The sequence below is a fragment of the Leisingera sp. F5 genome, from assembly GCF_001593695.1.
In genome coordinates this window covers 1-1,131 of sequence record NZ_LUKH01001296.1, presented here as the reverse complement: position 1 = coordinate 1,131, position 1,131 = coordinate 1, and the positions used below count along the sequence as shown (strand labels likewise).

Here is a 1,131-nt window from a genome sequence, read left to right as displayed (position 1 = left end):
CTCTTGGAAGAACCGCCAGACAGATGTGCCTGATCTTGGGGGAACGTTTGTTGCGTTTGTCATTTCCATATCACCAGATTTATAGTTATTTTAGATCGAAGAAGAGGCATTCACCTCATGCGTTCTCCTCCTTGGCAGCAAGGGTGACACCTGTGCAGCATTCGGATGTCAGAAAGTTCACCACGCCCAACATCACGGGATAATCGACCCGGCTGAATACTTCGCGCCCGTGCTTTTCCTGCACAACCAGCCTGGCATCCACCAGTGCCGACAGATGATGCGCCAGCGTGGAGGGAGCCAAGCCCAGATGTTCGGCAATCTCGCCAACCCGAAGCCCGCCCTCCCCTGCTTTGACCAGCAGGCGGAAGATGGCCAGACGGGCATCGTGACCAAGGGCGGCAAGGGCGCGGGCGTTGTTGCTTGATATCGTCATGGCACAAAAATAACTATAAACCCGGTTTTGTCAATACGTAGGTCGGCACGAAGCACTTAGCAAAGCTGCCCGCAGCACGGTGCCCTGATCCTAACGCTCCAGCATCGCGCACGAAATCCATCGAATGACGCAAATAGGCGGCAGTAAACCGCATCACATCCAGGTTCCGCCCCGCTTCGCCCCCAGCGCTTCGCAGCTGCACCAAGAGCAAACGGATCCCCCCTGCCCTGCACTGTCCGGTACCATCAGGCCATGCGCAAAACCACGGCCTGACGGCTGGTTCGCGCGGCCTAGCTGTTGGGCCGCACGCGGGCTGCGGTTTTGTTGGCAAAGGCTTCTAGCCGTTCGCGCGCCGCAGGCTGCGTGTTCACAACGCCGGCCACGACAGCCTCGGCATAAGCCGCATCCATGCCCGACATATTGTTCAAATGGCTGATCGCAGAACAGATGGCATAGTTGGTCAGTGGCAGGTTTTGCGCAACCTTGTCGGCAAGCTCAACCGCCTTGTCGAAGCTGGACTCTTCGGTGATGTATTGCGCCAGTCCCAGGTCGACCGCTTCCTGCCCTTGATACACCCGGCCCGTCAGGATCATGTCAATCATCCGGTATTTGCCGATCATTTCGGAAACCCGAATAGTGGCGCCGCCGCCGGTAAAGATGCCGCGCTGGCCTTCAGGAAGCGCAAAATATGTGGTCTG

At 57.6% G+C, this 1,131-nt stretch carries 1 protein-coding gene and 1 pseudogene; both read right to left on the bottom strand.

Features of this window, described 5'->3' with window-relative positions:
- Positions 1–115 precede the first annotated feature (115 nt).
- A complete protein-coding gene (locus A2I95_RS40910; protein ID WP_027258038.1) occupies positions 116–433 on the bottom strand; it encodes a helix-turn-helix transcriptional regulator in 318 nt (105 codons plus the stop codon).
- 290 nt (positions 434–723) lie between these two features.
- Positions 724–1,131 (bottom strand): annotated as a pseudogene (gene dmdD, locus A2I95_RS40905) (methylthioacryloyl-CoA hydratase); the annotation flags it as partial.

Bases quoted from the DNA above. Each gene is read 5' to 3' on its own strand.
- A2I95_RS40910 (WP_027258038.1), bottom strand. From the start codon at position 433: ATGACGATATCAAGCAACAACGCCCGCGCCCTTGCCGCCCTTGGTCAC.